General features: G+C 53.9%; 26 protein-coding genes and 1 pseudogene. 8 read left to right on the forward strand and 19 right to left on the reverse strand.

Annotation, left to right across the window (positions count from 1 at the left end; translation table 11 throughout):
* Window positions 1-5: 5 nt before the first annotated feature.
* The 6 genes from BA6348_RS20165 to BA6348_RS20190 form a co-directional block, all read right to left on the reverse strand.
* The gene (locus tag BA6348_RS20165) at window positions 6-224 is read right to left on the reverse strand and encodes a PhzF family phenazine biosynthesis protein (protein ID WP_242507388.1); all 219 of its coding nucleotides are present in this window, start codon (window positions 222-224) and stop codon (window positions 6-8) included.
* 200 nt (window positions 225-424) lie between these two features.
* Complete coding sequence (locus BA6348_RS20170) at window positions 425-664, reverse strand: hypothetical protein (protein WP_005836692.1); 240 nt, start codon at window positions 662-664, stop codon at window positions 425-427.
* A 70-nt stretch (window positions 665-734) separates the two neighbouring features.
* Window positions 735-1,163: a hypothetical protein gene (locus tag BA6348_RS20175; RefSeq protein ID WP_005836938.1), complete on the reverse strand. Its 429-nt coding sequence runs from the start codon at window positions 1,161-1,163 to the stop codon at window positions 735-737.
* Between the two features lie 37 nt (window positions 1,164-1,200).
* The gene (locus BA6348_RS27470; protein ID WP_242507389.1) at window positions 1,201-1,524 is read right to left on the reverse strand and encodes a hypothetical protein; all 324 of its coding nucleotides are present in this window, start codon (window positions 1,522-1,524) and stop codon (window positions 1,201-1,203) included.
* A 31-nt stretch (window positions 1,525-1,555) separates the two neighbouring features.
* The gene (locus tag BA6348_RS20185) at window positions 1,556-2,701 is read right to left on the reverse strand and encodes an IS4 family transposase (protein ID WP_005837477.1); all 1,146 of its coding nucleotides are present in this window, start codon (window positions 2,699-2,701) and stop codon (window positions 1,556-1,558) included.
* A 133-nt stretch (window positions 2,702-2,834) separates the two neighbouring features.
* Window positions 2,835-3,101 (reverse strand): hypothetical protein, encoded by a 267-nt coding sequence (locus tag BA6348_RS20190; RefSeq protein WP_242507390.1) that lies wholly within the window; start codon window positions 3,099-3,101, stop codon window positions 2,835-2,837.
* A gap of 282 nt (window positions 3,102-3,383) precedes the next feature.
* On the opposite strand from BA6348_RS20190, the gene BA6348_RS20195 reads away from it, so the two are divergent.
* Window positions 3,384-4,159, forward strand: a protein-coding gene (locus tag BA6348_RS20195; RefSeq protein ID WP_198508421.1) for an IS5 family transposase whose coding sequence is annotated in 2 segments (ribosomal slippage) — window positions 3,384-3,711 and window positions 3,711-4,159 — 777 coding nt in all. Because the reading frame shifts where the segments join, the coding sequence is not laid out codon by codon here.
* A 7-nt stretch (window positions 4,160-4,166) separates the two neighbouring features.
* On the opposite strand, the pseudogene BA6348_RS20200 reads toward BA6348_RS20195, so the two are convergent.
* A pseudogene (locus tag BA6348_RS20200) lies at window positions 4,167-5,002 on the reverse strand (ISL3 family transposase).
* Between the two features lie 519 nt (window positions 5,003-5,521).
* Complete coding sequence (locus BA6348_RS20205; protein WP_007783351.1) at window positions 5,522-6,418, reverse strand: PhzF family phenazine biosynthesis protein; 897 nt, start codon at window positions 6,416-6,418, stop codon at window positions 5,522-5,524.
* Window positions 6,419-6,549: 131 nt separating this feature from the next.
* Between BA6348_RS20205 and BA6348_RS20210 the strand changes: the two genes are divergently transcribed.
* The 4 genes from BA6348_RS20210 (at window position 6,550) to BA6348_RS20225 (ending at window position 9,691) form a co-directional block, all read left to right on the forward strand.
* On the forward strand, window positions 6,550-7,422 hold the full coding sequence (locus tag BA6348_RS20210) for a LysR family transcriptional regulator (protein ID WP_122952537.1): 873 nt from the start codon (window positions 6,550-6,552) through the stop codon (window positions 7,420-7,422).
* A gap of 18 nt (window positions 7,423-7,440) precedes the next feature.
* Window positions 7,441-7,818 (forward strand): DUF3899 domain-containing protein, encoded by a 378-nt coding sequence (locus tag BA6348_RS20215; protein ID WP_122952538.1) that lies wholly within the window; start codon window positions 7,441-7,443, stop codon window positions 7,816-7,818.
* A 282-nt stretch (window positions 7,819-8,100) separates the two neighbouring features.
* Entirely contained in the window at window positions 8,101-8,640 is a 540-nt protein-coding gene (locus tag BA6348_RS20220) for an RNA polymerase sigma factor (protein WP_005833729.1), read from the forward strand.
* Complete coding sequence (locus tag BA6348_RS20225) at window positions 8,624-9,691, forward strand: hypothetical protein (RefSeq protein WP_122952540.1); 1,068 nt, start codon at window positions 8,624-8,626, stop codon at window positions 9,689-9,691. The genes BA6348_RS20220 and BA6348_RS20225 overlap by 17 nt, the downstream gene beginning before the upstream one ends.
* A gap of 52 nt (window positions 9,692-9,743) precedes the next feature.
* Here the strand turns inward: BA6348_RS20225 and BA6348_RS20230 are convergent, their stop codons facing one another.
* The 10 genes from BA6348_RS20230 to BA6348_RS20275 form a co-directional block, all read right to left on the reverse strand.
* Window positions 9,744-10,487: a suppressor of fused domain protein gene (locus tag BA6348_RS20230; protein ID WP_122952541.1), complete on the reverse strand. Its 744-nt coding sequence runs from the start codon at window positions 10,485-10,487 to the stop codon at window positions 9,744-9,746.
* 246 nt (window positions 10,488-10,733) lie between these two features.
* On the reverse strand, window positions 10,734-11,684 hold the full coding sequence (locus BA6348_RS20235) for an ABC transporter ATP-binding protein (protein ID WP_005833735.1): 951 nt from the start codon (window positions 11,682-11,684) through the stop codon (window positions 10,734-10,736).
* The gene (locus tag BA6348_RS20240) at window positions 11,681-12,703 is read right to left on the reverse strand and encodes an ABC transporter ATP-binding protein (protein WP_026557784.1); all 1,023 of its coding nucleotides are present in this window, start codon (window positions 12,701-12,703) and stop codon (window positions 11,681-11,683) included. Before BA6348_RS20240 ends, BA6348_RS20235 begins: the two co-directional genes overlap by 4 nt.
* Window positions 12,704-12,726: 23 nt before the next feature.
* A complete protein-coding gene (locus BA6348_RS20245; protein ID WP_206699011.1) occupies window positions 12,727-13,662 on the reverse strand; it encodes an ABC transporter permease in 936 nt (311 codons plus the stop codon).
* A gap of 9 nt (window positions 13,663-13,671) precedes the next feature.
* A complete protein-coding gene (locus tag BA6348_RS20250) occupies window positions 13,672-14,604 on the reverse strand; it encodes an ABC transporter permease (protein WP_005833739.1) in 933 nt (310 codons plus the stop codon).
* A gap of 15 nt (window positions 14,605-14,619) precedes the next feature.
* Window positions 14,620-16,056 (reverse strand): dipeptidase PepV, encoded by a 1,437-nt coding sequence (gene pepV / locus BA6348_RS20255; RefSeq protein WP_005833741.1) that lies wholly within the window; start codon window positions 16,054-16,056, stop codon window positions 14,620-14,622.
* Window positions 16,053-18,128: a sigma-54 interaction domain-containing protein gene (locus tag BA6348_RS20260; RefSeq protein ID WP_005833743.1), complete on the reverse strand. Its 2,076-nt coding sequence runs from the start codon at window positions 18,126-18,128 to the stop codon at window positions 16,053-16,055. The genes pepV and BA6348_RS20260 overlap by 4 nt, the downstream gene beginning before the upstream one ends.
* Window positions 18,129-18,202: 74 nt before the next feature.
* Window positions 18,203-19,876: a peptide ABC transporter substrate-binding protein gene (locus BA6348_RS20265; protein ID WP_005833744.1), complete on the reverse strand. Its 1,674-nt coding sequence runs from the start codon at window positions 19,874-19,876 to the stop codon at window positions 18,203-18,205.
* 68 nt (window positions 19,877-19,944) lie between these two features.
* Window positions 19,945-20,970, reverse strand: coding sequence for an asparaginase (locus tag BA6348_RS20270; RefSeq protein WP_005833746.1), 1,026 nt, complete (start codon window positions 20,968-20,970; stop codon window positions 19,945-19,947).
* A 282-nt stretch (window positions 20,971-21,252) separates the two neighbouring features.
* A complete protein-coding gene (locus tag BA6348_RS20275) occupies window positions 21,253-22,221 on the reverse strand; it encodes a GDP-mannose 4,6-dehydratase (RefSeq protein ID WP_005833747.1) in 969 nt (322 codons plus the stop codon).
* A gap of 294 nt (window positions 22,222-22,515) precedes the next feature.
* Here BA6348_RS20275 and BA6348_RS20280 point away from each other — a divergent pair, with 294 nt between their 5' ends.
* Window positions 22,516-24,264, forward strand: coding sequence for a phospho-sugar mutase (locus tag BA6348_RS20280; protein WP_026557780.1), 1,749 nt, complete (start codon window positions 22,516-22,518; stop codon window positions 24,262-24,264).
* Window positions 24,265-24,420: 156 nt separating this feature from the next.
* On the forward strand, window positions 24,421-24,696 hold the full coding sequence (locus tag BA6348_RS20285) for a LysR substrate-binding domain-containing protein (protein WP_242507391.1): 276 nt from the start codon (window positions 24,421-24,423) through the stop codon (window positions 24,694-24,696).
* Window positions 24,697-24,831: 135 nt separating this feature from the next.
* On the opposite strand, the gene BA6348_RS26860 is transcribed toward BA6348_RS20285, so the two are convergent.
* Window positions 24,832-25,125 carry a hypothetical protein gene (locus tag BA6348_RS26860; RefSeq protein ID WP_005833798.1) on the reverse strand — a complete coding sequence of 98 codons (294 nt, stop codon included), beginning with the start codon at window positions 25,123-25,125 and terminating at the stop codon, window positions 24,832-24,834.
* 21 nt (window positions 25,126-25,146) lie between these two features.
* On the opposite strand from BA6348_RS26860, the gene BA6348_RS20290 reads away from it, so the two are divergent.
* The gene (locus tag BA6348_RS20290) at window positions 25,147-26,043 is read left to right on the forward strand and encodes a CotH kinase family protein (RefSeq protein WP_051556876.1); all 897 of its coding nucleotides are present in this window, start codon (window positions 25,147-25,149) and stop codon (window positions 26,041-26,043) included.
* Window positions 26,044-26,105: the final 62 nt, after the last annotated feature.

Here is a 26,105-nt window from a genome sequence, read left to right on the forward strand (position 1 = left end):
TTTCCCTACACGCGCATAAGTCCCGCAATCGTCACGTGCGCCGCGCCCGCCACGCGAACAACCGGGTCCTGCCCAGTCGTGTCTACCGTCACGTACAACGTTCCCGGACGGTCGATGGCGTGGCCTTGGCCGACCACCAAATGATGCTGTTCTCCGGCAGGAAGCAGCTTTTCCAGCGCCAGATAACCTGCCAACGCGCCGTTCGCGGCTCCTGTTACTAACATTCCGTCTTTTTCCTTGCCGTTATATCGGGTGGCACATATGCTCGAATCCCTTTTAAAAACCCATTTACATTCCCAAACGAAAAGAGCCAAACCCATTTTCTTGTTCGGGTGTGGCTCCAAAAGCATCAAAGTTTTACATTCTTGCCCGTTTCAGATAAAACTTCTGTGTATTTCGGCTACATGAATAAAACGCTAGTGATTTACACTACATGTTTTTTCTTTTTATTAGCAGCTTGTATTACAAAAGGTAGCATTATGATGATAACCCCTGCGAGCATTAGCGTAATTCCTATCGCATCGAAGTAGGGAGGAGTTATCAGGAAACCAAATTCTGAAACTGCAATTCCCGTTCCTGTTACCTCCTCTGTAAATAGCGCGAAACCTCTGTAAGCAACATAAATACCAAGAAGTTGCAATAGAACTAGCAATGACCAACGCATTGTATTTATCTCACCTCCAATATAATTATACCGATTATGGAAAAATCTTCAAAACAATAAGGTGCTATTTTTAAGGGATATTTACATTACCGCCACCATCCATGTAACGTGCTGTTTTAGCCACCATTCGAATATGATAATCATCACCTTCGGGAATATCAGAGAAGGTGTGAGATTGTAATCTGCCAGCGCTATTGTTCATTGTGAATGTCTCGGTATCTCCATACAATTCCCATCCATACCAAACATCCTCAACAACTCCATACTGAATTTTTGCTGGAGCAGAACTATCCCCAGTAGTTTGCCAAAACTTAATAGTTACTTCCTCATTAGAATCTGTTGAAAATGCATCTTCTGTATACAAATAACCACCGTTGCTCCAGCCATTATGGAAATCATTAAACTCCCAGTAATCTACTACTCCTGCGTACGCGGAAGAAGAAATTGCCAATACCCCTACAAACAATGCAGTCACGATAAATTTTTTATCGTATTTCATACTTTATACACCCTTTCATAATTTTTGTTAATCAAATTTACTTGTTTTCAACTGTAACAGACCCATCCACTATCAGTTTCCATTCACCATCAACTTTTTCGACAGGAAGTGAGATTTCAACATCTTTGTTCTCATTTGCTATGAGAAATTCAGCCTTGATTGTGTCATCAGCCATTTTATCTACAGAAAGTAGTTTGATAGCCTCTGTTTTCTTAACTTTCTTATTTTGATTCACTAGCGTTGCATAAAAAATGCGTTCGTAATTTGTCAAAGTATTCTGAATGACATTTTCAGCTACACAACCAAAAACGGCAGCAACCAAGCAAAAGGTAGCCACTGTCCATTTGGTAGTTTTATACATTTATTACAATCGTGATAACAGCAACCAATACCTAATTCCTTTTCTGTCGCCCTCTGGATGTTCGTTTGGACTGGTAATTCATTCTACCTATCCATTGTTCGAACGTTTGCCAAAGAAACACTTTTAGCCATCTCCTGATCTGCAACAAGCTGTGCTGACTGTTTTGTTCCAGTTTGACAAGGAGCAACAGGCAGTAGGCAATGAGTGCGAGTAATACTTGGTTTCGTACCGCATTTTCACTCGTTCCATAGAAGTTCTTGATCTTTACATGCTGCTTTATCCACTTGAAAAACAGCTCAATTTGCCAACGCCAACGATAGATGTCGCTGAGTTCTTCTGCTTCCAGGTCGAACCGATTCGTAATGATTCGAATGAGATTTCCCTTCGAATCAAGCGTTTCAATGAGTCGCAGCACGTTATCTACCCGCTTTTGAGGCGTTCCAAGAAGGATCATGGAATCCGATAAAACGGAGCTTTCCAAGGGGATTTTGAATTCATAAAGATGACGGATTTCGGCGTTATCTTTTAGACGAGAAGCGAAAAAGATGCCTTTGTCCGTGTATTCATCAAATTTTTCATAATCCACATACCCTCGATCAAAGACGTACATCATACCGATCTCATCAATCAACGATTCCATTTGAGTGCGGTCATTGGACTTGGCACCCGTGATGGTTATTTTTTCAGGATACACATCCCCCTGGTCGGCAAAGACGAGACGAAGATGAAGTTTGATGCCAGCCTTGGTTTTACGGAAAGTTGCCCATTTGTACTTCTGCAAACACAGCCCAATCGTTGTAGAATCAATGATTTTCATGTCTTTTCGAAGGGAATACGTGTTGCCCGAGTGTCTCTGAATTTGCCCTACAAGGTCAACAAATATTTCTTCAAGCAAAGCTGGATCTACTCGATTGTTTTTGCGACTAAGCTGAGCGGGACTAATCGACGACAGTCCTAACTCTCGCTGGAATTTCTTTGATAAAACATCATCTGCAATGGCTCGGAGTCCTTCTCGTTGCTGAAGTTGAGCATGCAAAAACAGGAGTAGATATGCTTTGGTCGTTAACTTTTTCACGTACTTGTCCTGATCCGTTTCGTCTATCCGTTGTTGAAATTTCACAATATTAATGGGTGAAATGTATTTACCAAATGAAGAAAATAGGGTATTCTTGTCCATGGTCTATCCTTTGCGTTGGATTTGGACAGGAACTACCTGACCTTTCCAGTGTAAAGGATTTTTTTATGCCTGAGAACACTTGAACGCTGAAAGTTATGATGATTTTGAATGGTATGAAAAGATTAATGCAACGCTAGTGATTTTGATTGTTTTTCTTAATTTGCTTTTGCAGTTTTTTCTTAGACGAAGTATCTTTCTCCTGTTTCTTATCTCTAGTATCCAGAATATATTTGCTTGCTTCATCAACATTCTGCTTGTTCATAGCTTCAACAAATGCTGTTACACTTTTCTTTGCCTCTGTCAAATCATTCGATGCATGACTTGTAGGAACCCCCACCGAGCTAAAAGCTACTCCTCCCGCCACAGCAAGACCAAGAATTAAAAAGGTTATTTTCTTCATTACTTGAATCTCCACCTTTTCCCAAATTATTAAATTCACTAACATTATAAAAAACGTATAATAGAGAAAGTTGTCGAAATATCAGTTTCACATAATTTTCAATTTTACCTATATATTAGCTCTTCACCGTAAAACGTGCTTGATCTCCCTCTATCGCAGTTTTTCGTAGTTATGTAGCCGGTTTACACTCCAGTCTAATGCGAATCTTGAATCTCTCTAGGACGTGTCTGAAAACTAAAGAAAATGTGGTATGATTTAGGAAAAACGAATGGAGCAACGAGCATGATTCAAAGACGGTACGAAATAAACGATGAACAGTGGGAACAAATTCAGGACATGTTCCCCCCCTATCGAACAGGACGTCCGTCCAAATTAAGTAATCGTACCATGTTTAATGCCATTCTTTGGATTGCCCGAAGTGGTGCGGCTTGGCGAGATTTGCCGGAAGAACTTTATGGTTCATGGAAAACGGTCTACAGTCGCTTCTGCAAGTGGAGAGATACCGGATTACTTGTCGCCATCTTCCAAGCTCTTCACGTAGAACCTGACTTTGAAAACTTGAGCATCGATTCTACATCGGTCAAAGCTCATCAACACAGTGCGGGTGCTAAAAAAACGCAGAAGGACACGAAGTAAATCAGCACATAGGCGTCAGCCGTGGCGGAAAGACAACCAAACTTCATACCGTCGTCGATGGATTAGGGAATCCCCTCGCTTTTCTTCTCACGGGGGGGCACGTCTATGATTCCGTTCCAGCGATCAATTTGCTTCAAGGGTTTGATCTTACGGGAAGCCATATTGTTGGTGACAAAGCCTACGGCTCAGAAGGCATTCGGCATTGGATTACGGCTAAGCAGGCAGCGTACACCATCCCGCCTAAAGCGAATAATAAAAATCCTTGGAAAGTGGATTGGTATCGCTATAAAGAACGGCACTTGGTGGAGTGCTTCTTCAATAAAATCAAACATTTTCGACGAATCGCTACTCGTTACGACAAGCTGGCCAAATCATTCCTAGCGTTTGTATATGTCGCGTCCATCTTTAAACTAACTCAATAATGAGTTTTCAGACACATCCTAGATTGCGGTAGCCGTAGGCTCTTCGTTTAATTACCTTCACTTTGTTGTGTGTCCCTTCAATCTTGGCATTCGTTACCCGAAAGGAAAAATAATTCTGAATGGGCTCTTGCCACTGGACAATCGTTTTGGCAATGGAACGAACCGCAGGAGTCGGAGAATAGAGATGGTCGACAATCCATTTCTGAAGCGCTTCCTCCCCTGCCTCTTGGGTTTCAAAACGGCATACACGGTTCTTATGTCTTGAAGCGCAAAGTAGAGTCGTTCCAGATGTGGATCTTCTGCTAACCAAATCTTCAGTTCCTGAAGCTCTTCGGGCTTCAGCTTGTCAGGAATCGTATGGAGCAGGCGTTGCTCATGTCTGCCCCGACGATGTGTTCCACGAGCATGAGTGCGTTTTCGGGTAGCTTCCAACGCTTTAGAGAAAAGCTGGATCACGTGAAATTTATCTGCTACCACAAGGGTATGCTTCCAGACCTGGCGTACGGTTTCAGCCATTCCTGGAGCCAAATCCGTGACAACTACATGGGGAGCCTTACGAAAAGGCCATTGCTGCAGCGCGTGTCGTACTTGTTCACGTGAACGTCCTTCTGTGACTTGCCAGATATGACCGGTTTGAGCATCCATGAGGTTCACGCCATACGTATGTCCTTTTTGCAGAGCAAACTCATCCAGACAGACGCCTTCAGGAGCTTCATGTTCTTTTGGTTGAGCAAGGCGTTGGGGGGCCAGTTGGTAGTACCAGCGTTCGAGTGTCGAGTAGGCCACACTCAATTGCTTGGCAACCGAGAGCCAATCCCGACTGCGGCACATATCCACCGCCATCTCTTGAAAAGCAGAGGTGACGGATCCTCGAGGCGGGATACCGTTCCATTCCACTGTCCATGTAAGCACACAACTAGCACAGCGCTGGCGATACACGGGAACGGATACCCAGACGGTCCCCCAAGAAGGAACGAAGCGATGACGAAGAATACGCCGTCCAGGACGTGCATGGTTGGTACTGGCTCCGAGGCAGATCGGACAAAGATGACAGGCAGAATGCGGTTCCAGAACAGCGATCCAATCCGTTTCCTTTGTTTTTTCCCAATGTGTGAGATGGAATGATGGAAGTCTGATAAAGTCTGTGCTAAAATCAAGGCACAACGCAGATTTCCTCCTTTTCAGTGGTTGTCTCGACAACTCCCACGATAAAGGAACATCTGCGTTTTTTCAATGTCTAGCACGGGTTATGGTGATGAATCTTTTATTTGTTCTTTTCCCTCTTTTTTCAAAAAGCGCTCAACTCCAACAAAAAAACGCCCCTGGCCCCTGGAACGTCTTTTCCACTCGCTTTTCTTTTCCCTACACGCGCATAAGTCCCGCAATCGTCACGTGCGCCGCGCCCGCCACGCGAACAACCGGGTCCTGCCCAGTCGTGTCTACCGTCACGTACAACGTTCCCGGACGGTCGATGGCGTGGCCTTGGCCGATGACCAAATGATGCTGTTCTCCGGCAGGAAGCAGCTTTTCCAGCGCCAGATAACCTGCCAACGCGCCATTCGCGGCTCCTGTAACCGGGTCTTCCATAATTCCGATCGCCGGAGCGAAGTCGCGGGTGTACAAGTCGAAACCGCTGGACGCATCCGTCGTGAAAAGGTGCGTCGTTGTGATTCCGTGCTGTTTGTTCAGGTTGCCCAATTCGGCGAACAAAGGCTCGGCCTGGTCGATCGCCGCGCGGCTGCGGACGGGCACGAGCAGGTGCACGCCGCCAGTCGAGGCGAGCTTCAGCGGGTAGCGCTCGTCCAGATCGTCAGGGGCGATGCCGACCATCCGCGCGACGGCTTCGCGATCGAGCGCGATTTCTTTGACCGACGGCTTGATTTGCGTCATCTGCACCCGTTGCAGCCTGCCCTCCGCCGTTTCCAGCTCGACCGGAATCAGCCCTACATTTGTTTCAAAGACGATGCGGCTGCTTTTGGCAAGCCAGCCCAGCCCGGTGGCGAGCACCCACGAAGAGGCCACTGTCGCATGGCCGCAAAAGTCGATTTCGACGGTCGGCGAAAAATAGCGGATGCGAAAATCTGCCTCGGGGTGCTCGGCCGGCAGCAAAAAGGCCGACTCAGGAAGATTCAACTCATTGGCAATCTTCTGCATTTGCGGTAAAGTCAAAGTACCTGCATCCGGAACCACGCCTGCCGGGTTTCCCGCAAATGGTTCTCGGGTAAATGCGTCAACATGATAGACACGTATGTTTTTCATTCGCTTCCTCTCCCCTTTTCACCTGTGATCGCAGCTCTTGCTTCTCATCTTAGTCGGGAGAGCCGGACTTGTAAAATGAAGCTTTGGCATGTCAGACATGATAAAAACTTCATGGAAGGACGACGGCCTTGATGACGCTGTTTCAAATGGAAGTACTCATTGCAATCATGAACACGGGCAACTTCACCCGCGCCGGGGAGCAAATCGGCCTCAGCCAGTCGGGCGTAAGCCACACGATCCGCTCTCTCGAAAAAGAGCTCGGCATCTCCCTGTTCATCCGCGAGCGCGGGGGAGTCAGGCTGACCGCTACAGGCGAGCAAATCGCCGCCTCGGCCCGGATTGTGCTGAACCAGGTCAGCCAGATGAAGCGAATCGCGGCAGAAGCGAACGGCGGCTCTCTGTCCGGGACGATTCGCATCGGGGCGTTTCCGAGCGTCTCCGTCCAGATGTTGCCCCGGCTGTTGAAGGCGCTGCACGGCTCCTATCCCGAGCTGGACACGCGGCTGTTTGAAGGCAGCTACCAGGAGATCAAAGAGTGGCTGCGCACAGGCGTCGTAGACGTTGGCTTTCTTCCCTGGCCAGATGATGAGCTGGAAGGCGTCTTGCTTTTGCACGACCCTTTGCTGGCCGTCCTGCCTGTCGGCCACTCGCTTGCGGCAGCCAAGGAGCTTGCGCTGTCCCAGTTGGCGGCTGAGCCGTTCATCATGCCGATGGCGGGCTGTGAAGCTCTGATCGGCTCGGCTTTTGCCGCCGCTAATTTGACGCCAAATGTCGCCTATGAGGTGGCGGACAACGCTACCATTCTCGCCATGGTCGAAGCCGATGTAGGGGTGACGGTCGTGCCCGCGCTTACTTTGCCCGAGCCGCTTTCGTCCATAGCCGCACGCGAGCTCTCGCCGCCTTTGAAACGCGAAATCGGCGTCGCCGTGCGCTCCTTGCGCGATGCCTCGCCAGCCGTCCACGCTTTTATCCAACTGGCCCAGCGCTTTTCTACCCTATCGTAAAAAGGACGTGCACTCACCTTGAAAAAATGGCCTGTACTCATTGTTGTTCTTGCTGTCGTCAGCAGCTTCGCGCTCGGCTTGAGCTTCCAGTCGCCTGCCTTGCTGCCCTACATCAACCAGAGCTTTCTGTTCGGCCTCGTCCTGTTGATGGCCGGATGTGCTGTCGTCGTGACCCGCTCCGGTTTTTTCACCATCTTTCTGCGCGGCTTCCAGCAGTTGAAAAGCTTCTTTTTCCGCAAGCCACGGCTGATGGACAGCGATCTGGTGCGGGGAGACGACCCCGTTTTTGCGCAAAAAAAAGAAGCGGCCATGCGAGCGGCAACGACCCTGTTTCTCTCCTCCGGGACCGGAATGATCGTATTTTCGTTGGTGCTTACCTGTTTCTACTATTTATAAACAGCGTTTGGCTACGGGGGAAGGACCGCTCGATGGCGAGTGGGAAAAAGATTTTCCCCAGCAAAAAAGACGTCCGCGCTTTTCGCGACGTCCCAGGCTGTCGATCAAGTCGGCAGCCTTTTTGCTTTGGCACTTGGCGGGGACTCGCCAGCTACAGCCCGATTTTGCTGCGATCTGACGGATTTGACGGCCCCGTTTCGGAAATCTCCCATTTTTTTATGCGGGAACTGAAAGATTGCCCGCAGCTTATCCGTCTTTACAGTGCCAAGGAGGTGGAACACATTGGATGAGCGTACGGGCGCCCGCATCGAGCAATGGTTTCACGCATACAGCCAGGACGTCTATCGCTTTCTCGTCTACTATACCGGGCGAACCGATATTGACGATCTGGTTCAGGAGACTTTTGTTCGTGCGCTGAAAGCTGTGCAACGGCGAGCGGAGATGATTGAGAATCCAAAAACGTGGCTGTTTGCCGTTGCGCGAAACGTAGCGATTGATGAAAGGCGCCGAGCCAAACTAATCGACTGGCTGCCAGATGTCTTTTTGCAGCATCTCGTTTCCCGCGATAAAACACCGGAAGAGTCACTGGAGCTAAGCGAAAACAAACGTCTGCTGTACGAGATACTCAATCAGTTGAAGCGTTCGTATCGGGACGTTTTGATCCTGCGCGGAATCAAAGGTTTGTCGAGCAAGGAGACGGCGGAGGTTTTAGGATGGACCGAAGCCAAGGTCAATCTCACTATGCACAGAGCAATGAAGGCAATTCAAAATAACATGCATGTTTCCATTGCGGAGGTGATGCACGATGCCATCACGAGATGAGCAGATCATCCTGGAAGAGCTGAATCAATTCCCGCAGCCCAGCCTGTCCCGGGAACGAAGCCAGGCGATCCTAGAAGGTGTGCGCGAAGCAGGAGGTCGACTGGAAAAAGTGAACAAACGAAAAAGGTATTACGGCTGGATGGCAAACGGGCTGATTACTTGCGGCTTGCTGCTCGGTTTTTTCTGGTTGCAACCATTTTCCGCTCCGGTTGAACAGGCGGGCCATGCAGCTTTGACTCCCGAGGAGCAAACGTATTTTGCCGCTGCGCAAAAAGCCGTGCAAACAGCGAGCGGCATTGCGAAAACCTTTCCTTTTGCCGAGCTTGAAAAAGAAGCGGAATACACGATTGTGCGCGCGAAAGATTACGCAGCCATCGTGACGTTCCAGCCTGGCACGACAGAAGTTCGCACGGTCTCCGCCCAATTTGCGCTCAACGAATTGACGCCGTCCCAGCAAAAATATGCAGAAACGGCACAGCAGGCATTCCAGGAAGCTTCCCAGCAGGTTCACCTGCAAACAGCCCGGTTTTTCAAAAGCACGGGGGTGCACTATTTTTCCTTTCCGCTAGCGGACCAACAGTACGTCACCGTCGATCTTGCCACAAACAGAGTGGTTGACTTCCGCTTGCATTACAACCCGAAAGACGTAGATCCAAAAGTAGTCTCTATCGCGAAAACAGCCTTGCAGCGTTTCGCCAACGACAGCCACCTGTCCTTTTCCGAGGCCGAAAAACGGTCAGACAAAAGCGAAGAGATGTGGCTGCTCAGCAATGAACAAGGGCGCTATTCGGTGACAATCGGCGCGAAAACGGGGCAAGTGTACAAAGTGACCCATGTAACCGATGACTATCACATCAAAGCGCGCGATGAAGCCATTCCCGTGACCAAGGAGCTGATCCAAGCCATTTTTGGCGTGGACGTCAGCGGATATACGGCGCACGGCGGCAAAGACTGGGGCGGCTATGTGCTGCGAAGCCCGGGGAAACCAAGCTTCTCCATTCTCCTGCACGATCTCGATGCAGGCAATCCTTATCAAATCAGCATGGACTAAAAACGCGAGAAAGCTACTGACCCAAAATCACGGTCGGCAGCTTTCTCTTGTTTTACTTGCACGTATTTGCTCTGTTCGGGTTTAAAATGAGCGCGTCATCGCCCAGGGCAAACAGTTTTTCCAACAACGCATCCATGCCGTACTCCAGCTTGTACTCCATCTCTTCCTTATATAAAGGAAGCAAGAAGAAAGCGTGAATCCTCGTTCCGTCTTTTGCCGAAATGACGCTGACTTCCTCGGACAACTGAAACAAAATCACGCCGTTTAAGCCTGTCCCATCCGCATACGGCTCATAGTTCTCGTAGTTCGGAATCGTGTGCCCGTACCCCAGCCACGTATTGTACTGGTGCGGAAACCGCGCCATTTGCTTCATCAGCCGGATCGGCCAGTAGTTGTTTTCATCCTGCAGCGACTCTTCTGTCAGTTCCCAGGAGCCGGGCAAAAACATCATCACTTCCGCCCGATCGACCACCTCTTCCATCTGCTCCTGAACCTCATCCGGAATCGTCATCGGCAAATCGCTCATCCCGTTTGTGTACAACACCCAAAACGGCTCTTCTTCCGTAGGGCTCATCACGTTCACGTCAATATGGATAGTATCGGAAATAATCTCGTGAAAAACACTGCTGTCTCTGCCTGCAAACACCGCTTCAAAGTGGGTCACGATCTCTTCTACGTATTGCATCGGTGCGGGCGGTTCAGAAGTGGCTTGCTGGTTGTAGGTGTATATCGCCGTGCCGTCCTTTGCCTTTTCTTTGCTTTCCACACCGCCAAACAGCTTTTTGAAAAAATTCATGGCAGGTCCTCGCTCTCTTCCTGTTTTCCGTTACATCGGCAGTTTTGGCTGGTTTCGGGAGCGGGGAGCAGTGATTGGCCGATCGCTCCCCCACTTTCCTTTCAGCCCAGATCACTTTACTATATGTAAAAAAATAACTATTGTAAACAGCTAGACATAGAAGCGCTATCTCTCGCCCTTCACCACCAGCATGCGCAAAAGGACGCCCTTTTGACGAGGCGTCCTTCCCGAGTCTTTCCTTTTTCCTTATGCTTCGATCAAGTGGCACGCTACCCAATGTCCGCGCTCCGCCTCCAGCCACTTCGGCTCCTCCTCGGCGCAACGCGCGGTGGCGAGCGGGCAGCGCGTGCGGAAGCCGCAGCCGCTCGGCTTGTTCGCCGGGCTTGGCAAGTCGCCTTGCAGCACGATCCGCTCGCGCTTCACCGTCGGATCGGGGACAGGCACAGAGGAAAGCAGCGCCTGCGTGTACGGGTGGAGCGGCCGGGCGTACAGCTCGTTGCTCGCCGCCAGCTCGACCATTTTGCCCAAGTACATTACGCCGATCCGGTTGGAAATGTGCTTGACCATGGACAGGTCGTGGGCGATGAACAAATACGTAAGCCCGCGATCATGCTGCAAATCTTCCAGCAAATTGACGACTTGCGCCTGGATCGAGACATCCAGCGCCGAGATCGGTTCGTCCGCGATGATGAACTGCGGCTCGACGGCGAGCGCACGGGCAATGCCGATCCGCTGGCGCTGGCCTCCGCTGAACTCGTGCGGGAACCGCTGGGCGTGGTCTTTGTGCAGGCCGACCAGTTGAAGCAGCTCTGAGACGCGCTCCCGGCGCGAGCCTTTGGCGAGTCCATGAATGTCCAGCCCCTCGGCAATGATATCCTCGACCGTCATCCGCGGATTGAGGCTCGCCTGCGGGTCCTGGAAAATCATCTGGACATCGCGATTGAACTGACCCACTTCTTTGCCGCGCAGTTGGTGGACGTTTTTCCCGCGGAACAGCACTTCTCCTGCCGTATTCTCATACAGCCGGATGATCGTCCGCCCCAGCGTGGATTTGCCGCAGCCGCTCTCGCCGACCAGGCCGAGCGTCTCGCCTTTTTGAATCGTAAAAGACACGCCATCTACCGCTTTCAGGTCAAAGCCAGGCCCGATGGAAAAATGCTTTTTCAAATCGCGTACATCAACTAACGCTTCTGTCATACTCCCTGCCTCCCTGCGGCGACCAATTCCTCGATGCGCGGCGCCCGCGGATCGTGCAGCCAGCAAGACGCCTGATGGCCGCACCCGAAGTCGGTTGTGACAGGCATCTGCTGGTCGCATATTTCCATGGCAAAATCACAGCGTGCTGCAAACGGACAGCCTTTTGGCGGATCAAACAAATCCGGCGGAGTTCCCTCAATCGGCACCAGCCGTTGCTTTTCTCCCTCGTCCAGCCGCGGCAGGGAGCGCATCAGGCCCCATGTGTACGGATGGCGCGGATTGGCGAACACGTCCTCGACCGTTCCGGTCTCCACGACCATGCCCGCGTACATAACGACCATCCGGTGCGCGATTTCCGCCACGACGCCGAGGTCGTGCGTAATGATGACGACAGACAGCTCCTGCTCCGCCTGCAGCCGCTTCAGCAAATCGAGAATTTGCGCCTGAATCGTCACGTCGAGCGCTGTAGTCGGCTCGTCGGCGATTACGAGGCGCGGCTGGCAGGCGAGCGCAATCGCGATCACGACACGCTGGCGCATACCGCCGCTGAACTGGTGCGGGTACTGGTCGATCCGCTTTTCCGGGTCCGGAATGCCGACCAGTCTGAGCATCTCGACGGCGCGCTGACGCGCTTCCTCGCGCGTGACCTTCTGGCTGCGCACGAACCCTTCCACGATTTGCGCTCCGACCTTCATCGTCGGGTTGAGCGCCGTCATCGGGTCCTGGAACACCATCCCGATCTGCGTGCCGCGAATGCCCAGCAGTTCTTTTTTCGCAAGCCCGCTGATTTCCTGTCCGTCGAAAACGATGCTCCCTCCGACGATTTTGCCTGGCGGGTTGGGGATCAGTCCCATGATCGCTTGTGCGGTGACGCTCTTCCCGCAGCCGCTCTCTCCCACGATGGCGACTGTCTCTCCTTTGTCTACGTGAAAGGAGACGCCGCGCACCGCCTGCACCTCGCCACCGTAAGTCTTGAAGTTGACGCGCAGGTTGTCGATCATAAGCAGATGCTGATTCATCGTCATTTCCTCTCCCTCCCTCATCAGTCGCGCAGGCGCGGATCGAGCGCATCCTGCAAGCCGTCGCCAAATACGTTAAAAGCGAACATCACAAGCGAGATCATGAGCGCCGGGAAAAACAACCGCCACCAGTCTCCGGTCAAAATGACGCCCAGCCCGTCGTTGGTCATCGTCCCCCAGCTCGCCACAGGCGCTTGCACGCCCAGTCCCAAAAAGCTCAAAAACGACTCGGCAAAAATCGCGGACGGAATGGTAAAGGTCAAGTTTACGATAATGACGCCAAACGTGTTCGGAATCAAATGCTTGAGCAAAATCCGGTTGAATTTGGCCCCGAGCACTTGCGCAGCCAAAATGAACTCCTGGTTTTTCAACTGCAAAATTTGCCCGCGCACGAGCCGCGCCATCCCGACCCAGCCGGTGGCCGACAGCGCGATGATGATCGTCAACATGCCCGGCTCCATGACCACCATCAGCAAAATGACGACCAACAAATACGGCAAGCCGTACAGCACTTCAATGATGCGCATGATGATCGTGTCGATGCGGTCGCCGCGTTTGCCGCGCCCGGCCATGTAGCCGGCGATCCCGCCGACCGTCACCCCGATGACGAGGTCGATCAGCGCAGCGACTACCCCGATCGTCAAGGAAATTCTCGCTCCGTACCACGTCCGGGCGAACATGTCCCGGCCGAGTTCATCGGTGCCAAACCAGTGCTCTGACGACACGGGCTGATTTTTCGTCAGCAGGCTTTGATCCGAGTAGCTGTACGGGACGAGGCTCGGTCCGATAATCGCCATCGCCACGAGCGCGACGATAATGAACAGCCCGAGCATTGCCAGCTTGTTTTTCGCCAGCTTGCGGATGACTTGCTGTCCGTTGCTCAGGCTCGGCCGGGCAATGACGTTCGCCTGCACATTTTTGGTCAGCGGCCGAAATAACGGGTCTACTCTTTGTTCCATCGCCACAGGCTATCTCTCCTTGTTGGTCAGCTTGATACGCGGGTCGATCAGCGTATATGCGATATCGATCAAAAAAATCGTCACGATCAAAATCGCGCTGTAAAAAATGGTCGTCCCCAAAATGACGGGATAATCGCGGTTAAAAATGCCGTCTACGAAATATTTCCCGATGCCGGGAATCGCAAAAATTTTCTCGACGACAAACGTTCCGGTAATCAAGGAAGCGATCAACGGGCCGAGAAACGTCACGACAGGCAAAATCGCGTTGCGGATTCCGTGGCGCAGCACGATGATGAACATCGGAATGCCTTTCGCTTCCGCTGTGCGGATGTAGTTCTGGTTCATCACTTCAATCATGCTGGCCCGCATATACCGCGTAATGACGGCGACCGGACCAAACGCGAGGGCGAGCGACGGCAGCACGGTATGCATCCACGTGCCCCATGTCGCCACCGGAAAAACCGGGAGCTTGATCGCAAAAAAGTTGATGAGCAGCGGCGCCATAATAAAGCTCGGAATCGCTACCCCGAGTACTGCCAGGGCCATCGCCACGTAATCCAGCCACTTGTTGCGGTTGAGCGCCGCCACGATGCCAAACGTGATCCCGAACACGAGCGCAATCAGGATCGCTTGCGCCCCCAGCCAGGCCGAAGCGCCAAAGCCGTCGGCGATCATGTCATTGACGCCGCGCGAGTCCGACTTGATCGACGGCCCCAGATCGAGCAGCAGCAAGTTTTTCAAATAGAGCACGTATTGGACGGGCAACGGCTGATCGAGATTGTACTTTGCCCGCAGGTTGTTCAAAATCTGCTCCGGCAACTGATCCGACTCGGAGGCGAACGGATTTCCCGGAATGGCATGCATCAAGGAAAAAGTCAGCGTCACGATGATCCAAAGCGTGACGATCATCATCAAAACGCGTTTCACCAGGTAGTTTGACATGGAGTTCCTCCTCGTTTATCTGGCCAGCTCGTAAATGGCGTGGGCGTATATCGCCATCGCCCGCAGCAGGTCGTCGATCTCGACGTATTCATCGATCAGGTGCGCAGTCGATTCCTTGCCTGGAAACAACGGCCCGAAAGCTACGCCATACGGCATGATTTTCGCGTAAGTCGCACCGCCGGACGACAGCAGCGTAGCGGGCTGGCCTGTATGCTCCTCGTACACCTTGGACAAGGTTTGAATGACAGGGTGGTCTTTCGGCACGTAGTGCGACTTCGAGGTGCGCAGACTATCAATCGTCCAGCCCAGCTCCGCTACCCGTTTTTTCAGCTTTTCCACGTACTCCTCACAGGAGATAGTCGCGGGATAGCGGATGTTCAGGCGAACGCTGCCCCCGTCCGTCTCGCTGTAGCGCAAAATCCCTGCGTTGACGGTCAGCTTGCCGGATACGTCGTCCTCGCAAGCGAGCTGCAAACGTTGCCCGTAATAGTCTTCGTGAATAATGTCTGACAAGAGCGAAAGAAACGAAGAGGCAGAACCTTCAAACGACCGCTCCCGCAAGAAACAGGCGAGCAGCGTTCCCGCGTTGACGCCTTCTTCTGGCGCCATGCCATGCGCGGGCTTTCCGGCCACGGTGAACTTCAGCCTGTCTGGCGCAAGCTGCTCCATCCGCCCGCTTGTCGCTTTTTCCTGCAAAAACTGTTCCCACTGCGACGCAAGCTGCGCCAAAGCGAGCTGCTCCCCAGCCGCAGCCCCGAGGCAAACGACAGCCTCCGCCTTGTCCGGCACGCTGTTTCCTTGATCGCCGGAAACAAACGACAGGAGCCGCAAGCGCCCCTCCCCGTCTGCACTCCCTTGCGTGGGAGCGATGGTGAGGGTCGGGTTGATCTGGCCTTTTTCCGCATGGGTCATCGGAAAGGACGAATCCGGCGAAAAGCCGATCGGCGGCACGCGGTCGTGCTCCATGAAGTGCTTCATGCACAGCCAGCCGCTCTCTTCGTCTGTCCCGATAATCAGCCGCACCCGTTTTGTGAGCGCCAGCCCGGAATCGCGCACCAGTCGAAGCGCATAGTAGGCGGCCAGAGCCGGCCCTTTGTCGTCGAGCGCCCCTCTGGCGTACAGGCGGCCATCGCGAATGGTCGGCTCAAAGGGCGGAGTCGTCCAGCCCTCGCCAACGGTGACGACGTCGATATGGACGAGCACGCCGACTTCCTCTTCGCCGTCGCCAAGCTCAATCGTGCCCGCGTAGCCGTCGAGATTTTTCGTCCAAAAGCCGTCCTGCGCCCCGCGCGCAAGCAGCGACTCCAGCGCCGCCGCCACCCCTTCCCCGAACGGCTTGCCTGCGGTTGCGGTCGTCATATCTTCAATGCTGTTGATCGAAAGAAATGCCTTCACGTCTTCGACAAACGCTGCTTTTTGTAACAACGCCTGCTCTTTCCAGTACTCGCTCATTTTTGTCCACCTGCTTTCCTCTGCTGCAGGAAGGCCAGAAACGATTCGCCCTTGGCGGAAATCTGGCTTCCCTGCCTTCCTTTTCCTACATGGATCAGCTCGTCTTGCTGCATGAGCTTCAAGCGGTAGCGAAGCTGTTGCGACGAAAGCGCCACACCGCGCTCGCCAAGCTGCTCCATCAAGGAGTAACGGCCGCCGCTGCCCGCTCCCAGCTCCTGCAAAATCGCGATGATCTCCTGCAAAAAGCCTCGCCGCGCGTACTCGGCGCGTATCGGCTCGAACCATTCCTCCAGCCCGTCTGTTGCCAGCGGCACTTCCGGCACTTCGCTTAAAAACGGCAAATGATGCACATACGCTTCTTCCTCGACGACATGCGCCAAATACTCGATGACGTTTTCCAGCTCGCGAATGTTGCCGGGCCAATCGTACTCCACCAGCGCCTTCATCGCTTCGCGCGTCAGGGTGAACGGCGGGCGCCGCAAGTCGAGCGAGTATTTTTTCACAAACTGCTGCACCAGCCACGGGATGTCCTCCCTGCGCTTGCGCAGCGGCGGCAAATGAATCGGCAAGATGTTCAGCCGGTAGTACAAATCCGCGCGGAAGGAGCCTTCCGCCACCATTTTCTGCAAGTCCTGGTTGGTGGCTGCGACGACGCGAATGTCCGTCGGAATGACTTTGCTGCCTCCGACGCGCATGATCTGGCGCTCCTGCAACACCCGCAGCAGCCGATTTTGAATCGCTCCGCTGGCATCGCCAATCTCATCGAGAAAAATCGTTCCTTTGTGGGCCAGCTCAAACCAGCCGATATGGCCGCCTTTTCGCGCCCCCGTAAACGCTCCTTCCTCGTAGCCGAACAGCTCGCTTTCCAAAAGCGATTCGGAAATCGCCGCGAAGTTGACGCCGACAAACGGTTCGCGCCTGCGCGGGGAGGCGTTGTGGATAGCCTGGGCGAGCAATTCCTTTCCGGTTCCCGTCTCGCCGAGCAAAAGCACCGTCGAATTGCTCCGGGCAATTTTTTTGGCGATCTGGATCACCTTTTGCACAGAGGGGCTCTCGCCGTAAATATCCTCGAACTGGTATTTGGCAACCAGCCCTTTGCTGTACAGGCGCAGGCGGTAATCGTGCTCCAGCTTTTCGATTTCCGCCGCTTTGCGGAACAAGAGCAGGCTCCCTAAAAAGCTGCCCTCCATGACAATGTGCATCTTGCGGAAAAAGTAGGTTTTGTTCGCCCAATCTACCAGCACGTCCTCGTTTTCTTCACACTGCCGGATCAGCTCGTAAAAGTCAGACGGAAGACAGTCGGCTGCGCGCTCTCCTACCGCTTGCCTGCCTTCCAGGTGCAGCGACTCGATCGCTTTTTGATTGATGAAGCGAATCCGTTCCTTTTCATCAAAAGCGATGATCGCATCCTCGATCCGGTTGACGATCGCTTCCAAGTATTTGCTCAAAAGGTGCGCGTGCTGAATCTCGTTGTTCAGCTCTTTCGTGATGTAGACCAAAGATTGCATGGCTCGCGCCGTCACCTTTTGGAAATTTCCACTGTCAAAATGCGAGTAGATGGCCATCCAGGTGGACAGGTCAATAATCCGGAACCCGATGTCGACCACTTTGCGGATGTTCGGCGGGACGTGCTCCGCTTCGCCAGGCGTGACCGCGATTTCGATATCTGCCGGGTATTCCGCCCCCGGGTAATACGGGTACAGCTCGAAATCCATACCCGACGCCCGCAGCAAATCCACGTTTTCCTCGGCGGTTTCCTTCGTATCGCTGACCAGAAGCACCTTGACTCCCTTCGGAATTTCCAGCATGCCGCGCAAATTGTGATACGGCAGCATGCGCTTGGCGATGAGAATGCCGGAATCGCCAGGCAGGTACGGTTCTACCAGCGGCACGATGCTTTTCGTGGACACCACCACCAAAGCCCCCGGTGTAATCGGTCGAAACGGAAGCTGATCGACGCGGATCGCTTCCACATGGATGTCTTCAGATATCCCCAATTCGTGGCATTGACTGACGACGGATTGCAGAAACTCGTCCATTTTCGCAACAAACGTAATCGTTTTTTTCGCCATGACACTCGCTCCAAGATGTAGTGTGAAGACAAGAGCACAAGATTCCCTTGCGCTCCTGTCTTTCGTCTATTCTACTATTTCTTTCCGATCTCTACCCATTTGTAGTCAAGTGTCCCTACTGGATGGCGAATGATGCCTTTCACATTCGGCTGGTCCATGAATACTTTTGTGCTGAAATAGATTGGCACAAGCGGCATGTCTTCCATAAAGATTTTTTCTGCGTCGTGCATCAGCTTGAAGCGCTCGGTTTCGTTTGCGGTGTTGCGGATTTTTTCTACCAGGGCGTCGTACTCTTTGTTGCTGTAGTTGATGCGGTTTCCAGGGTGATCGGTGACGAACAGCTCCAGGTAGTTGACCGGATCGCCGTAATCGGCCGGAATGGTGGAACGGGAGAATTGCAGCTTGCGAGCGCGCTGCTCATCGAGGAAAACTTTCCACTCTTTGTTTTCCAGCTTCACGTCTACGCCGAGGTTTTTCTTGTACATTTCTTGCAAAACTTGCGCGATAGCTTTGTGCGCGTCGCTCGTGTTGTAGGTCATGGTTACAGGCGGCAAAGTTGTCCAGCCTTCCTCTTCCATCCCTTTTTTCAACAGGGCTTTTGCCTGTTCAATGTCGTTGTCCTTGATGAAATCTCCGCCTTTTTCGCGGAAGTCTCCGCCTTCCGGCTCAGGGAAGCCGAATGGCACGTGCGCGAGTGCTGGTGCCTGCTTGCCTTGGACTACGTTGTCGATCAGTGTCTGGCGGTCGATTGCCAGGGCGAACGCTTTGCGGATGTTGACGTTGTTAAACGGCGGCATTTCGGTGTTCATGCGGTAGTAGTAGATGGCTGCCTCGGATTCTACCTTCGCTTCGCCGGAGTCGATCAGCTTTTTCTTCAGGTCGTTCGGCACAGTCTGGATCATGTCCAACTGTCCTGTCGAGTACATCTGGTATTGCGTGTTCTCGTCGTTGACCATTACCCAGTCGATCCCCGCGTATTTGACGGAGTCGCGATCCCAGTAGCCGTCGTTTTTCACCAGCTTGACGGACTGGTCATGCACCCAGTCTTCCATTTTGAACGGGCCGTTGGTCACGATGCTCGAAGCGTTCTCAGCCCATTTCGGATTGCTTTCCACCACTTTTTTGTTCACCGGGAAGAAAGTCGGCTGCGTGAGGATGTGCAGGAAGAAGCCTGCCGGCGCTTTCAGATGCACTTCCAGCGTCTTTTCGTCCACCGCTTTTACTTTCACGCCGTCTGCGGTTCCGGTTCCTTTGTTGTACTCTTCCGCGCCCTCGATGTAATACGCGAGGAAGGCAGACGGGAACGCGTTGTTCGGGTCGACGATGCGCTTGAAGGCGAACTCGAAGTCTTGCGCAGTAACCGGATCGCCATTGGACCATTTGCTGTCGCGCAGCGTAAACGTGTACGTCTTCCCGTCTTCGCTCACGGACCATTTTTCCGCCATGGCAGGCTGTGGCTTGTGGTCTTTGTCCAGACGTGCCAGACCTTCCATCGTCGCGTTCAGCACTTCATTGGAGGTGCTGTCGAAGCCTTTTGGCGGATCGAGGGATGGTGGTTCTGTCTTCAGATTGAGCTTCAGCCGCGCTGTCGCGTCAGCTTGTCCACCCGCATCGCCTGTTGGCTGGGCGGCAGGAGCAGTTCCTTCTCCCGTCTTAGCCGGAGCTGCCGACTGGCTACAACCTGTCACGGCCAGAACCGCGACAAGAGCCGCTGTGCTGAGCAGCTTCCATCCTTTTTGCAACTTCATTTGGTGTGACCCCCTTCTTCTTTTGCAAAATCTTTATAGATAAACGGCAACGATCAGGAAGCTGCCGCTTATACCCCTAAGACCACGCTAGTTTTGGTCAGCAAAAACGGCGTTTCGATTCGGCCCACGACGTTTCCGCTCATGTTTTTGATCGGCGGATTCGTATATTCCGCGAGCGCTTCAAGCGGGCCGTCCGTGCCGATTCCGAGCTGACGGAGAACCTCGTTCACGACCGGATTGATCGCGCGCGGGCCGCCATCCTCGATTTTGACCGCGATGCCAAGACCTGTTTGGCGATCGCCCAGGCAGTAGACGGACTCGGCGCCTGCCTTGCCGACGATGCGCCCGGCAAAAGCGGTCATCAGATCGGTGCAATAGCGGTTTTCGCCCCCGACCATTTCGGGATGGGCGGTCATCGCTGCGGTAATTCTTTCTACCGCTTTGCGGCGCTCCGGATTGGCGATCACCTCTGGCTTGGCCAGCTTGGCAAAAGCCCAGGCGTAGTGGGCGAGCGGCAACTGATGAACAGGGACGCCGCAGCCGTCCACCCCGAGATTGATCTTCTCTTTCGGATAGCCGGTGATGTCTTCCACTACATCGAGAATCCGCTGCTGCACCGGATGCTCTGGCAGATGGTACGTCGTGACATCTTCGCCCATGTGCGTCGCAGTCGCGATCATCCCCGAGTGCTTCCCGGAGCAGTTGGAAAATACCGGCGTGAGCGGCTTGCCCTCCCGGATCAGCTCCTTGTAGCTCTCCTCGTGGCGAGGGACGTGTGTCCCGCACTGCAAGGTCGCTTCCGGCTGGCCTGCGCGCGCCAGCATCGACAGCGCACGGGTGCGGTGGCGCGGCTCTCCGCTGTGGGAGGCGCAGCAAAGCGACAGATCGGCTGGCTCAAATCCAAAACGGTCCGCAGCCCCCGTCTCCACAACCGGAATCGCCTGCAACGGCTTCATGCTCGATCGGGCATATGTCATTCGGTGTGGATCGCCGAATGAGTAAAGCAATGTTCCTGCAAAATCCACAACCGCAATGTGACCAAGGTGAGAGCTTTCCACCTGTTCCCCCCGGTACACGTTGGCAACTACATTCATAACAAAGTCTCCTTTTGGCGAGTAAAGTTGGAATGTTTGTACCTCTTCTCTAAAGCAAGATGCGTGCCAACGTCTGAAAATTACACTCAAAGGCGAATTTTCTGCAAGTTTATTGCTGTAACGAGATAAAAAGAAGCCAGTTCGCGGCATAAACTGGCTATCCTATCAGACTTAACAGGTTGCTTATTTACAGTAATAGGTTGACTCATTTTCGTTCCCACAAAAAAACACCCCTTTTCTTTTGGTTCGCCAGAAATAGGGTGTCGCTATTGGTTCGCTACTTTACGCTTTTGCCACTCGCTGCAGATCGGCCTCGACCATCATGTGAATCAGCTCGGCCAGCTTTGTCTTCGGTGCCCAGCCCAGCTTGCGCTTCGCTTTTTCCGGATTGCCCAACAGGACGTCGACTTCTGCCGGGCGGTACAGGTCTGGATCAATCACCAAATAATCCTGATAGTTCAGCCCGACGTAGTCAAAGGCGATTTTGCACATGTCCTCGACCGTCGATGTTTTTCCGGTCGCAATGACGTAGTCGTCCGGCTTCTCCTGTTGCAGCATGAGCCACATCGCCTCTACGAAATCGCCTGCAAAGCCCCAGTCGCGCTTCGCCTGGATGTTGCCCAGCCGCAGCTCTTTTTGCTTGTTCGCGACGATGCGGGCGACGGCGTGCGTCACTTTTCGGGTTACGAACTCAAGCCCGCGCAAAGGCGACTCATGGTTGAACAAAATGCCGTTGCAACTGTACATTTGGAAGCTTTCGCGATAGTTTTTCGTCATCCAGTACCCGAACAGCTTGGATACGGCGTACGGACTGCGCGGATAAAAAGGCGTTTGCTCCGATTGTTGCGGCTCCTGGATCAGCCCGTACAGCTCGCTGGAGGAGGCCTGGTACATTTTGATTGCCGGATTCGTCTCGCGGATCGCCTCCAGGACGTGCAAAACCCCCATCCCGGTCGACTGCGCCGTCAAAATCGGCTGCTCCCACGAGGAGCCGACAAAGCTTTGCGCCGCCAAGTGGTACACTTCGTCAGGCTTCGTCGTCTTGAGCGCCCTCGTCAGGGACGCCAGATCCAAAATGTCGCCGTCCTTGTACTCCACCTCGTCGGCGATGCCCAAATACTCCAGCCGCCAGCGGTCCACGGTGCTGCGGCGCGGTACCAGTCCGACCACGCGATAGCCTTTCTCCAGCAAAAATTTTGCCAAATACGCGCCATCCTGCCCGGTGACTCCTGTAAGGAAAGCGGTTTTCATCAGCCACATCTCCCCTCGTTGCCATAGCAGCGAGCCGACTGCCTCCCGCCATCGAAAAGCGCACGGCGTCGGCCTTGCTGGCTCCTGTGCTGTCCAGCACGGCAATTTTCGCACTGTTTTATTTATATGCAAACCGGCTGGCAAATGTTTTGCGCCTCTTCCCATAGCCAGCTTCGGGCAAGCCCCTGACGGCCGCAGCCGAAAGCAATTTTGCCAAGAAGCCTTCACTCCCCTCCCCGCCCGGTAATATCTTAAAGCAACGACCAGCATTTTTCGGTGGGAGTGAAGACAACCATGACAACAGATTGGCGGGTACATTATACACGCTGGAACGAATATTCAGACCTGGAACCTGAGCTTCGCCGCCAGCTCGAACAGTTGGCAGGCGACGAAAAAAAGCTGGAGGACTGCTTTTACAAGCCGATTGCCTTCGGAACGGGTGGCATGCGCGGTGTCATGGGTCCGGGAATCAACCGGATCAACGTGTACACGATCCGCAAAGCTACCGCTGGTCTTGCCCTGCACCTGCTTGAACAAGGGACAGACCCGGCCGCGCAAAAGGTGGCGATTGCCTATGACTCGCGCGCCGATTCGTACACATTCGCCCTGGAGACGGCAAAAGTGCTCGGCCATTACGGCCTGACAGCCTGCCTGTTCGAGCAACTGTGCCCGACGCCGCTGCTCTCGTTTGCTGTACGCCACCTGGGAGCGAGCGCAGGGGTCGTCATCACGGCGAGTCACAATCCGCCCGAATACAACGGCTACAAAATTTACGGAGCGGACGGGGGCCAAATCCCGCCGGAAGCAGCGGCGCGGATTTTTGCCAAAATCGAGGAGGCCGGAGACGAACTGCGAATCGGCACGAGCGAAGTGAGTGCGCTCATCAACAACGGCCTGCTGCAGATGATCGGGGACGAAGTGTTTGCCGCCTACATGGCCTGTCAAAAACAGTTGCGCCTCCCCGCCGCCGAGCTTGCCCTCCGCACGCACCAGCCGCGAATCGTCTTTTCCCCCCTGCACGGCACGACCCTCGCGCCGATCACGCAAGGCTTGCAGGCCTTTGGCTTTACGCAGGTCAAAGTCGTCTCGGAGCAAGCTAAGCCTGATCCGCTGTTTCCCACGGTCGCCACGCCCAATCCGGAAGAGCCGGAAAGCTTCCGGCTGGCGCTGATGCAGGCACGCAAAAAAGGCGCAGACCTCATCATCTGCACCGATCCCGATGGAGACAGGCTGGGGGTGGCGATCCGGACAGGGCCGAACCAGCATCTCATCCTGAACGGAAATCAGACAGGCGTCTTGCTGCTCGACTATCTTTTGTCGCAAGAAAAGCAGGCGGGGACGCTGCCGGCCCAGGCTGCCGTCGTGAAAACCGTCGTCACCTCGGAAATGGTTCGGGCGATCGCCTCCGACTACGGAGTCGCCACAATAGATACGTTGACCGGGTTCAAATACATCGGCGAAAAAATTCACGAGTTCGCGCAAAGCGGCGCGCATGCGTTTTTGTTTGGGCTGGAGGAAAGCTGCGGCTACTTGCGCGGCGAATTTGTCCGGGACAAAGACGCGGTGCAGGCAGCCTTTTTGCTGGCGGACGCGTGTGCCTGTCAGCTCGCGCAAGGCTCCAGCCTGCATCGGCGTTTGCAGGAGCTGTACGAAACGTACGGCTACTTCCGGGAGGACCTCGTCTCCATCACATATCCGGGCATAGACGGATTGGAGACGATGACCGCCATCCTCGCCGCTCTGCGCAGCAAGCCGATGGCCTCTGTCGCAGGACATCGCGTCAGCTCGATCGACGACTATTTGCACGGCAAGCGCTGGCTGTCGGCGACGAACGAATCGGAGCCTTTGCCCTTGCCCGCAAGCGATGGCTTGAAGTACACCCTGGGCGAGCACGGCTGGTTTTGCATCCGCCCCTCTGGCACGGAGCCGAAAATCAAGCTTTATTTTGGCGTGAAAGACACATCAGAGAAAGCTGCGCTGCAATCGCTGGCGGACATCAAAAAAGCGGTTCTTGCCTATCTCGAGCAGCTTTTGCCCGCCTAGATTTCCAGCCAGGGGCCAGTTCCGTGCGGATGGCCCCCTCCCGCAGCGCCGTAGCTTGGCGGATGGTAGGCTGCTTCCGGAGTAAGCTCGGCAAAGCCGGATCGCGCAAGCAAATCACTCACCCCTCGCCAGATCGGCCCCGGCTTTTACGACACGGTGACGAAGGTTTGCCACCAGGCAGGCTTTTCGCCGAAAATTACCGTCGAAACCCACGACATGCAGACGGTTATCGAGCTGGTTTCCTCGGGAATGGGGGTATCGCTTGGCCCTCGGCTTCCTTTGGCGGGCAAGTCCGTCGCCTTCCGGGCGCTCTCCGACGTGAGCATTCGCCTGGAGGCTGGCGTCGCCTACCGGATGGATGAGAAGTCCGAACTCGTCCATTCGTTTTTGGAGCTGTTTTTCCGCTTGTTCCCGCACGAAACGCAGTCATGAAGCATCGGCTCGGCCAGGCGCTGGTGCGCCGTCTGCTGACTGGCAGCGGCAGGCTCTCGCTGAAAACAAGAAACCCACCTTGGATTACCGGGTGGGTTTGCTTGTTTTTATGGCTGCCGCTCGTTGTGCAGCGAGTCAGGCAGTTGTCAATTGTTCAAAGATGATCGAGGCGGCGACTACTCCGATGCCCGATACGGACGCGTTCAGATTGGTGTCTCCGCTCAAATTTTGCAGCGTGATAACGTCATTTTCGAACAGGGTGACGGCGGCGTGCCCTGTGAGCACCCCTTGAGAGTTTTCGCCGTAGCTGGTTCCGGCCAGAAGCACGCCATTTGCAAACAGCGCAAACGGCCTTCCCACTTCTTGAACGTTCAGCTCATAAGTGATCTGGTACACCCCTGCTGCAAATTTCCCAAAAGGTCCTTTCAAATTACGCTCGTGCCTCCCCAGTTGTTCCAAGGCGCGCGCGAGTTCCACCTCAACGCCGAATACGTCGACCCGTCCTACATTCGCAACAAGCTTTCGTTCGATTTCTTTACCAAAATCGGTTCGTACGCGCCGCGGGCCGAGCACGTCCTGCTCTATCTCAATGGCGAATGCATCGGAATCTATCTCAAACTCGAAGCAGTAGATGATATTTTCCTAGCGGACCGCGGCCTGCCCGCTGGTCCCATCTACTACGCGGTGAACGCCAATGCGAATTTCTCCCTGCTCCGCCACAAGACCACCGAGGCAAAAGCAGCGCTGGAAGCCGGGTATCAGCGGAAGCTGGGCACGGAAGCAGACGACGGTTATTTGCGCGAGCTCATTTTCCGCATTAACGCCACACCGCAAGCCTTGTTTGCTCACATCATCAAAAAGTGGCTCGACATCCCGCAATATTTGCGCTGGCTAGCCGGAGCAGTCTGCACGCAAAATCTCGACGGCTTCGTCCACAGCTACGCGTTGTACAGACACGCGGAAAACAAACGGTTTTTCATCATCCCCTGGGACTACGACGCGACATGGGGACGCAATGTGAACGGACGTGTGCTCGCTCCGGAAAATTTGCGCGTCCAAGGCTTCAACACGCTGACGGCGCGCCTTTTGGATGTCCCGGCGTTTCGCACGCAGTATGTCCGGCTGCTCCAGGACATCCTCGACACGACCTTTACCGTCGAACATTTGCGGCCGCATATTCTCGCCCTGCACGACGCCTTGCGCCCCTACGTCTCCATGGACCCATACAAACAAGACGTCCTCGCCACCTTCGCCACTGAGCCTGCGTTTATTTGCGCCTTCATCGAGGAGCGCAACCAGTTTTTGCGCCAAAGCCTGAAAACCTTTCAGCATCCGCGCTCCGGCTGAGCGAAAACACAGCAGGCGCGCATCCACGCTTCCCAGACACACAACAATCCTGCCCCTTTTGC

It is taken from the genome of Brevibacillus agri (assembly GCF_004117055.1).
Lineage (GTDB): Bacteria > Bacillota > Bacilli > Brevibacillales > Brevibacillaceae > Brevibacillus > Brevibacillus agri.

What these genes read in the sequence shown, in the direction of transcription:
- BA6348_RS20225 (WP_122952540.1), top strand. Translation starts at nt 8,624, where the DNA reads ATGCCATCACGAGATGAGCAGATCATCCTGGAAGAGCTGAATCAATTC.
- BA6348_RS20205 (WP_007783351.1), bottom strand. Translation starts at nt 6,418, where the DNA reads ATGAAAAACATACGTGTCTATCATGTTGACGCATTTACCCGAGAACCA.
- pepV (WP_005833741.1), bottom strand. Translation starts at nt 16,056, where the DNA reads ATGAGCGAGTACTGGAAAGAGCAGGCGTTGTTACAAAAAGCAGCGTTT.
- BA6348_RS20245 (WP_206699011.1), bottom strand. Translation starts at nt 13,662, where the DNA reads ATGGAACAAAGAGTAGACCCGTTATTTCGGCCGCTGACCAAAAATGTG.
- BA6348_RS20280 (WP_026557780.1), top strand. Translation starts at nt 22,516, where the DNA reads ATGACAACAGATTGGCGGGTACATTATACACGCTGGAACGAATATTCA.
- BA6348_RS20170 (WP_005836692.1), bottom strand. Translation starts at nt 664, where the DNA reads ATGCGTTGGTCATTGCTAGTTCTATTGCAACTTCTTGGTATTTATGTT.
- BA6348_RS20250 (WP_005833739.1), bottom strand. Translation starts at nt 14,604, where the DNA reads ATGTCAAACTACCTGGTGAAACGCGTTTTGATGATGATCGTCACGCTT.
- BA6348_RS20230 (WP_122952541.1), bottom strand. Translation starts at nt 10,487, where the DNA reads ATGAATTTTTTCAAAAAGCTGTTTGGCGGTGTGGAAAGCAAAGAAAAG.
- BA6348_RS20175 (WP_005836938.1), bottom strand. Translation starts at nt 1,163, where the DNA reads ATGAAATACGATAAAAAATTTATCGTGACTGCATTGTTTGTAGGGGTA.
- BA6348_RS27470 (WP_242507389.1), bottom strand. Translation starts at nt 1,524, where the DNA reads ATGTATAAAACTACCAAATGGACAGTGGCTACCTTTTGCTTGGTTGCT.
- BA6348_RS20190 (WP_242507390.1), bottom strand. Translation starts at nt 3,101, where the DNA reads ATGAAGAAAATAACCTTTTTAATTCTTGGTCTTGCTGTGGCGGGAGGA.
- BA6348_RS20235 (WP_005833735.1), bottom strand. Translation starts at nt 11,684, where the DNA reads ATGACAGAAGCGTTAGTTGATGTACGCGATTTGAAAAAGCATTTTTCC.
- BA6348_RS20260 (WP_005833743.1), bottom strand. Translation starts at nt 18,128, where the DNA reads ATGGCGAAAAAAACGATTACGTTTGTTGCGAAAATGGACGAGTTTCTG.
- BA6348_RS20275 (WP_005833747.1), bottom strand. Translation starts at nt 22,221, where the DNA reads ATGAAAACCGCTTTCCTTACAGGAGTCACCGGGCAGGATGGCGCGTAT.
- BA6348_RS20210 (WP_122952537.1), top strand. Translation starts at nt 6,550, where the DNA reads ATGACGCTGTTTCAAATGGAAGTACTCATTGCAATCATGAACACGGGC.
- BA6348_RS20240 (WP_026557784.1), bottom strand. Translation starts at nt 12,703, where the DNA reads ATGAATCAGCATCTGCTTATGATCGACAACCTGCGCGTCAACTTCAAG.
- BA6348_RS20185 (WP_005837477.1), bottom strand. Translation starts at nt 2,701, where the DNA reads ATGGACAAGAATACCCTATTTTCTTCATTTGGTAAATACATTTCACCC.
- BA6348_RS20270 (WP_005833746.1), bottom strand. Translation starts at nt 20,970, where the DNA reads ATGAATGTAGTTGCCAACGTGTACCGGGGGGAACAGGTGGAAAGCTCT.
- BA6348_RS20165 (WP_242507388.1), bottom strand. Translation starts at nt 224, where the DNA reads ATGTTAGTAACAGGAGCCGCGAACGGCGCGTTGGCAGGTTATCTGGCG.
- BA6348_RS20265 (WP_005833744.1), bottom strand. Translation starts at nt 19,876, where the DNA reads ATGAAGTTGCAAAAAGGATGGAAGCTGCTCAGCACAGCGGCTCTTGTC.